The organism is Pseudomonadota bacterium (genome assembly GCA_010028905.1).
Classification (GTDB): Bacteria; Vulcanimicrobiota; Xenobia; order RGZZ01; family RGZZ01; genus RGZZ01.
Genome location: RGZZ01000236.1, coordinates 1 through 7,711, shown reverse-complemented (window position 1 = coordinate 7,711; position 7,711 = coordinate 1). Strand labels below are relative to the sequence as shown.

General features: G+C 67.5%; 4 protein-coding genes. 2 read left to right on the top strand and 2 right to left on the bottom strand.

Annotation, left to right across the window (positions count from 1 at the left end):
* Positions 1-21 precede the first annotated feature (21 nt).
* Both EB084_15335 and EB084_15330 read left to right on the top strand, forming a co-directional pair.
* The gene (locus tag EB084_15335) at positions 22-1,251 is read left to right on the top strand and encodes a TolC family protein (protein NDD29630.1); all 1,230 of its coding nucleotides are present in this window, start codon (positions 22-24) and stop codon (positions 1,249-1,251) included.
* Positions 1,248-2,582: an efflux RND transporter periplasmic adaptor subunit gene (locus EB084_15330; protein ID NDD29629.1), complete on the top strand. Its 1,335-nt coding sequence runs from the start codon at positions 1,248-1,250 to the stop codon at positions 2,580-2,582. The genes EB084_15335 and EB084_15330 overlap by 4 nt, the downstream gene beginning before the upstream one ends.
* A gap of 55 nt (positions 2,583-2,637) precedes the next feature.
* Here EB084_15330 and EB084_15325 read toward each other — a convergent pair whose 3' ends face one another.
* Positions 2,638-5,334, bottom strand: coding sequence for an NHLP bacteriocin export ABC transporter permease/ATPase subunit (locus EB084_15325; protein NDD29628.1), 2,697 nt, complete (start codon positions 5,332-5,334; stop codon positions 2,638-2,640).
* The gene (locus tag EB084_15320; protein NDD29627.1) at positions 5,331-7,490 is read right to left on the bottom strand and encodes an NHLP family bacteriocin export ABC transporter peptidase/permease/ATPase subunit; all 2,160 of its coding nucleotides are present in this window, start codon (positions 7,488-7,490) and stop codon (positions 5,331-5,333) included. Before EB084_15320 ends, EB084_15325 begins: the two co-directional genes overlap by 4 nt.
* Positions 7,491-7,711: the final 221 nt, after the last annotated feature.

The window sequence follows — 7,711 nt, the reverse complement described above, 5'->3', positions numbered from 1 at the left end:
AGCACCAGCCTGCTCAGCGGATTGGCCGATCTGCGCATCGCACGGGCCAATGTCGAGGTGCAGAAGCTGCCCATGCGCACCACGTTCTCACTCAGCAGCAACGATTCGCGCGTCATCACGCCGGGGGGGCAGTACGGTGCGAACGATTTCTACCAGTACAACGCCGCGGTGACGATCTCGCAGACCATCTCGACGTTCGGGCGCGTAAAGTGGGGCGTGCTTCAGGCGAAGCTCGCGTCGAAGCAGTCGGCCCAGAACTACCGCACCGCCTTGTTCGGTCTTCTCAGCGCGGTCGACAGGGGATACGTGCAGACCGTGCTCTCCCTCGAACTGGTGCGCATCGCGCAGGCGCGCCTCGAACAGCGCCAGCGGGGTCTCAAGTCATCGGAGAGCCTGTTCCACGCGGGCGTGGCGGCGCAGTACGATGTGCTGCAGAACCGATCGGCCCAGGCCCAGGCCCAGCAGGCCCTCGAAGCCGCCCAGAACGAGGCCCAGCAGGCGCGCATCGATCTGCTGACCCAGCTCGGTCTGCGCCCCGACGCTCCCGTTGACGTCGTGTTGCCCGTCATCAATCCGCCGCCTCCCCCCGATTCAGTTGAGCCAGGCCTCGATCAGGCCCTGGCCCGTCGGCCTGAGCTGGCCGCCCTGCGGTGGGCCGAGTCGGCCGCGCAGGCGCAGATCGAAGCGGCGGCGCGCATCAACACCCCCACGCTCGGGCTCTCCACCACCTATCAGGGGCTGAACGGCAACAACGGCAATGTCGACAACGATTGGCTGGTGAGCCTGAACCTCTCGATCAACCTCGGAGACGGTGGCGCGGCGCGCCTGCAGCGCGCCATCGCGCGCGAGACCCTCCAGCAGGTGCGCCAGGGCCTCGAGCAAGAGAAGCGCGCCGTCGCCAGGGAAGTGACCTCCGCCTACACCCAGCTCGTGAGCCTGTGGCAGCAGCGCCAATCGGCCCAGTACACCGTGCGCAAGGCGCAAGAAGCGCTGCAGATCGCCGAGCTTCGCTATGAAGAGGGGGTCTCGAGCATCATCGAGCTTCTCAACTCGCAAGACTCGTACATCTCGGCCCGCGAGACCCTGGCGCGCATCGTGGCGAACTACTATCTCTCCCGCATCGAGTGGATGCGGGCCACGGCCACCGACTGGCCGGTCGAGCTTCCCCCCGACCTGCGGGTCGACTGGGAGTTTCCGTCCGGCGCCCCCCAACCCCAATCCTGGCAGAAGCGAGCGGAGCAGCGACCATGACAAGCCCTCGGATTGCATTCAGGCGGTTCTCAACGGGCCTGCTGGTCAGCGCGGCCCTGGCTGTCACCCTGCTCTCTGCGGGCTGTCGCAGCCGGGCGGCGGCGCCGCTGCCCCGGGTCGAGACGGTCGAGGTGAAGACGGGCACGCTTCCGGACATGGCCACGTTCGGGGGGTACCTCAAAGCCCAGGAGCGCGCCAGCGTGAGCGCGGCGACCTCGGGTGTGGTGTCGCAGGTGCTGGTGCGCGAGGGCGCTCGGGTGACGGCGGGTCAGCCGCTGCTGCACATCGACAACGCTTCGGTGCGGGCGAAGCTGGCCGAGCAGGAGGTCAACGTGGCCACCGCTCGCGCGCACGTGATCGAGCTGCAGGAGCAGCTGGCGCTGTCGCAGGTGCAGCAGGCCAGCAATGTTCGCCAGGCGGAGCTGGCGGTGAACCAGGCCCGCCTTCAGCTTCACGAGACCGATCTGCAGAAGCAGTCGCTGCTCACTGAGCTCCGGCGCAAGCAGCGTCTCTACAAGGGCAAGGCGGTTCCCTACACCCAGGTCGAGGCGGCCCTGCTCGCGTTGCGCCTCGGGGAAGATCGGGTTCGAGAGGCGCACGAGCGGTTGCGTGCCACCGAAGACACCCTGAGCCTCGCGCGCTCGAGCACGCCCAAGGTCTCAGCGCAGGCTGCCCAGCTCGACGGTGCTCGCACCAGTCTCACGCAGGCGCTGACCCAGACCGAGAAGCTCAGGGTGTCGGCCGAAGATCCGGCCATGCGCTCGCCCGTGAGCGGCACGGTGGTGACCGTGAGCGTGTCGGCCGGGCAGTCGGTCTCCGCTGGCGGAGCGCCGCTGTTCGTCATCGTCAACAACAAGACGCTGGCCCTTGTGGCCTCGGTCGATCAGAGAACGCTTGCGCTCATCCACAAGGGCGCCCAGGTCTGGTTCTCGCCCCTCGCCGAGGGCGCAAAGTCGTACGCCGCGCGCCTGTCCCAGGTGATTCCCGCGTGGGATGAGGCCACGCGCACGGTGAAGGTGACGTTCGATCTCACGTCGTCTGATGCGAGCCTGGTCGACGGTCTCGCGGTGCGGGTGCGCCTGCGCTCTCGCGATTTCAACGGCGTGCTCGTGCCCGTCAATGCCCTCGGGCACAGCGAGAGCGGCGATTTCGTCGTTGTGATCGATGGCGCCACCGCCAAGCGCCGTGAGGTGACCGTGGCCATCCAGAACGAGACCCATGCCCTCGTCACCAAGGGCCTCACCGCGGGCGAGAAGGTCGCCATGCAGGGGGTTCAAGACCTTTCCGATGGCGCGACAGTGAAGGTGCTCGACACGCAAGAGGAGCACTGAGCGCACTGCGCGGCGACCATGTCGGGCCCTTGACGGCAGGCCTTCTCTGCGAGGGTCAGGCCAGCTGGCGCTTCACCAGTTCGGCGAAGGGGCCGTCGATGGCGAGCAGCTCGTCGTAGGTGCCGACCTGGGCCACCCGGCCGTGCTGCATCACGTAGATGCGCGTGGCGTGGCGAATGGTGCTCACCCGATGGGCGATGACGATGCGCGTGGCATTCAAAGCGTCGAGGTTGCGCGTCACCTCGTCTTGAACCACGGCGTCGAGCGCGCTCGTGGCCTCGTCGAAGAACAGGTACTTGGGCCGGGCCACCACGGCGCGGGCGATCATCAGGCGCTGGCGCTGCCCGCCGGAGAAGGAGGCCGCGTCTTCGGTGAGCACCGTGTGCATGCCCATGGGCATGGCGCGAATATCATCAGCGATGCCCGCCACGCGAGCCGCTTCCCACGCGTCGTCGAGGGTGAGGAGGGCGTTGCCCACGATGTTGGTGTAGATGTCGCCCGCCATGAGCTTTCCATCTTGCAGCACCACGCCGAGCTGGCGGCGCACCGCCTGCACGTCGATCTGCTTCATGTCTTGATCGTCGTAGAGCACCCGACCGGTCTCGGGCCGCTCGAACCCGAGCATGAGGCGCAGAATGGTGCTCTTGCCGCCGCCAGACGGTCCGACGATGGCCACCATCTCGCCCGGATTCACCTCGATGCTCACGTTCTCGAGGATGGGCGCCCCCTCCGGGTTGTAGCGGAAGCCGACGTTCTCGAGGCGTAGCCCGCCTCTGAGCACCCCCGGATCGGGGCGCGTGTCGTCGCGCTCGAGGGAGGCCTCGAGCAGGGGCTGGGCGCGCCGCAGGATGGGGGCGATGGTGAGCAGCGAGTTGAGGGCGCCGGCCAGCCCGAGAATGCCGCCCTGGAACTGTCCGAAGGCGCCGTAGAAGGCGATGAACGAGGCGCCTGTGGTTGTGCCCGCGGTGCCGCTGCCCGCGATGTAGAGGAAGAAGAAGAAGGTGGTGAGGGTGGGGAAGGCCACCTGCACCGCCGCGATCTGGGCCTCGACGAGGCGGTTCTCGAGGGTCAGGCGCCGCTGCTTCGAGAACGCCTCGACCCATCGGTTGAACGCGCTCCCCTCGGCTCCGGAGAGCCGGATCTTCGCGATGCCGCGCAGCAGCTGCAGAACGCGTCCGCTCAGCTCGCCGGTGATGTCGGCGATCTGGTGGGCGCGTTTGGTGTAGGTGAGGCCTGCCCAGACGGTGAAGGCGAACATCACCACGATGAGCAGGCAGCCCACCATGGCGAGCTCTGGGCTGTAGACGAACATGATCAAGAAGCTGAAGACCGAGAACACGGCGCCCAGCAAGGCCTGCAGGTTTGCGCCCGTCATGATCTGGCGCACCTGGTTGACGCCCAGCACGCGCTGCCCCAGATCGCCCGCGGTGAAGCGGCGGAAGAAGTCTGGCTGGCAGTTGAGCAGCCGCATCATGATCGCGGCCTGCAGATCGGCATCGATGCGCCCCTCGAGGCGCAGCATGGCCACCGATCGCGCCAGCTGGAACGCGGCCGAGCAGAGGGTGGCGGTGAGCATGCCGATGCCCACGTTCAGCACCTGTTTGTGCAGGCCGCGGGGAATGACCGTGCTCACCAGGAACCCGGTCGCCATCGGTGTGATGATGGCCAGCAGCGACATGGCCATGCCGAAGATGCTGATGCGCGTCATGTCGGCGCGGGTGAACTTCATGCTGAAGCGCATGAGGTCGAGCACGTCGAGGGCGCGATCCGGCAGCGTGCGCTGGAACGAGAACGCCCGCACGTCGATCAGACGCGCCTCGGCGGGGCCGATCTTCTTCTGCGTTCCCTCGACGAGATCGATCATCTCGTAGCGGGTGGCAGAGAGCGGCATCAGCGCCACGGGGTGCGGGTCATCGCGCGTGAACCCGAGCAGCGGTCCGCCGTCGCGTCTGTACCACTCGCCGCGCAGCGAGACCTCGCGCGCATAGACGTGGGCCGCGCGGGCCAGCTGCGTCACGGGGTCGACATTGGTGGCCCGACTCGACTGGGGCGGTCGCTTGAACGTGATGTCGGCGCGCTCGCCGATGACCATGCAGGTGCGCAGCAGCACCTCCTCGTTGCTCGCGCCGCGCACTGCCGCGCGTGACGCTCCACCGCTGCCCAGCACCGCGGCCAGGTTCATCACGGCGGCGCCCAGGGTTCCGCGCTCGACGGCATGACGGGCCTGCGCGCCCTTGGCAAGGCGGTCGGCGCGCGCTACGGATGCGCGCACCGCGGCCTCCATGGCCAGTGCCTGGAACAGCTTCAGCTCGCGCCAGGCCGACTCCGGCGTGGCGCTCCAGCGGGCGGGGACTTCTACCGCGTAGCTTCTGGCCACGAGGTCGAGGTACTGACGCACCGCCGTCTCGAGCGCGTTCTGCTTCTCTCCGTCAAGGGTGAGATCGCCCAGCGACGTCAGCGGAACGCGCAGCACCCGCGCACCCGCGCTGCCCACGCCCAGCAGGGTGTGGCCGTCGATGGGCTCGGCGCCGAGGAACACCCCGCCCGCCGGGATCTCGATCAGGGGGGTGCGTGTGCCGGGGCCTCCGCCCACGGCTGGCGCCACCTCGAAGAGCTGAACGAACGTGCCGTCGACGGGGGCCACGAACCAGGCGGCATCGGCGTCGTCGAGGTCGATGGGATGGTTTGCTCCGCCCTCTTCCCACGCGGCGGCCTCGAGCGCGGCAACGGCATCGATGAGGGGGCTGCTCATGCTCCGGCCCCCCCTTCGGCGGTCTTCACGGCAGCGGCGTTGGCCGCGGTCTCGGCCTGGATGAGCTCCCAGTACGGGGCCCCTTCCTGCTTGATGAGCTTGTCATGCGTGCCGCGCTGCAGCACCCTACCGTGGTCGAGCACGATGATCTCGTCGCAGTCTCTGATGGTGCTGAGTCGATGGGCGATGATGACGCAGGTGATTCCGCGCGCCCGAAGGCGGGCGTCAATGTTTCGCTCGACAAGCGCGTCGAGGGCGCTGGTGGCTTCATCGAGAACCATGATGGCGGGTTCGAGGGCCAGGGCGCGGGCGATCTCGAGGCGCTGCCGCTGCCCGCCGCTGAGGTCGCTGCCCCCCTCGCGGATGGTGGAGTCGAGGCCGCCGACGCGATCGAGGATCTCGTGCTCGAGCGAGGCGTCGCGCAGCGCGCGCACGAGGGTCTCGTCATCGTAGGCGGGGTTCCAGAGTGTGAGATTGTCGCGGATGCTGCCGTCGAAGAGCACGATCTCCTGATCGACATAGCCCAGGCCGGAGGTGATCACCTCACGCGAGATCTTCTCTCGCGCAACCCCGTCGAACAGGATCTCGCCGCCCCAGGGCTGGTACAGGCCGCCGATCATCTTGCCGATGGTGCTCTTCCCGCTGCCGGTGCCGCCCACCAGGGCCACACGCTGGCCGGGCTTGACGACGAGGTTGAAGTTCTCGATGAGCGGCGGGTCGCTGTGGCTGTATCCGAAGGTGAGGCCGCGCAGCTCGAGATGGCCACTCAGGCGCTTCGGGGCGTCGGGCGCTATCCCGTCCTGGCCCCACGGGTCGGCCGGGTTGCGCAGCACGTCGTCGATGCGGCTCAGATCGCCCATCGATCGCTGGATGTCTCCGGCGTACTCGAGCAGCATGTTCACCGGGGCGAGGAAGCTGCCCACCAGCGACATGAAGGCCACCAGCATGCCCACCGACATGCTGCCTTCGAGGACATGCACGGCGCCGATGGTGAGGATGAACACATTGCCTAGGTTCATGGTGAGCGATGGCATGGTCGACAGCAGCTGCGCGGTCACGCCCAGCTCCTGCTCTGATGACAGAACCTGCGCCTGGTAGCCGGACCACCGCGCGTACAGATCGCCCTCGCGCCCCGAGGCTTTGAGCGAATCCATCATCTGCAGACCGCTGAAGGTGCAGCCGCTCAGCTTTCCGCCGCTCTGGGCGAGGCGTCGGTTGAGGTCGGTGCGAACGCGCCCGGTGTAGATGAGCAGCAGCCCGTTCGACAGGGCCAGCGCCACGGTGATGCCGGTGAGCAGGGCGGAGTAGCTGTACATGACCATGCCGTAGAACGCCAGCATCAGCAGGTTGAGCATGGCCGAGACCAGTCGTCCGCTCACCATCTGCGCCACGCCGTCGTTGAGCTCGACGCGCGACGCGATGTCGCCGCTGAAGCGCTGCATGTAGAAAGACATGGGCAGCCGCAGCACGTGCCAGAACAGCCGCCCCGACCAGAGCAGGGCGAGGCCGGTCTCCATGCGGGCGATGAAGTACTGCTGCAGCCACGTCAGCCCGGCCGACATTGCGATGGTCACGATCATGGCGATGAGCAGGGCGAGGATCCAGCTGACGTTGCCGTTGGTCAGGATGTCATCGATGAAGATGCGGATGAAGGCGGGCGCCACGATGCCGGGGGCCACCAGGGCGAGGCTGGTGAGAAAGACGAAGAGCAGGTTCAGGGTGTTGCCCCGCATGCGCTCGAAGAGCCCGCGCACGGCTGATGGGGGGCTCCCCTTGCGCTCGAACGAGGGCCCCTTCTCGAACTTCAGCAGAATGCCGCTGAAGCTGCGATCGAAGTCATCCCAGGTGATGCGGCGTGGCCCCGATTCCGGGTCGTTGATGTACACCCAGTCGGTACTGACCCCCTCGACCACGAGGAAGTGGTTGTAGTTCCAGAACACGATGACGGGCAGGGGAATCGTGGGGAGGTCGGACGGCTCGGCCTTCATGCCCTTGCAGTCGAGGCCGTGGTTGCGCGCCGCCTCTGCGATGTGGCGGGCGTTGCTGCCGTTGCGCGACACCCCGCAGTCGGTGCGCAGCTGCTCGAGGGGGATCCAGCGGCCAAAGTAGCCGAGAATGATGCCCAGCGACGCGGCGCCGCACTCCACGCTCTCCATCTGGAGCAGGGTGGGGGTGCTCACGCGCTTGTAGCGAACGCGCGGGCGAGGTTTGGCGGCGGCCTCGGTCACTTCGCGCCGCCCAGGGATTCGAGCAGCTCGGGTACCACCAGGTCGATGGGATGGCGGGTCTCTTGGATGAGCTGGACCTTGCAGATGGTGTAGGGCGGGATCTTGAACGGCGGGCCCTTGGGCGTCGACCACTGCAGCCCGCTGGTCGT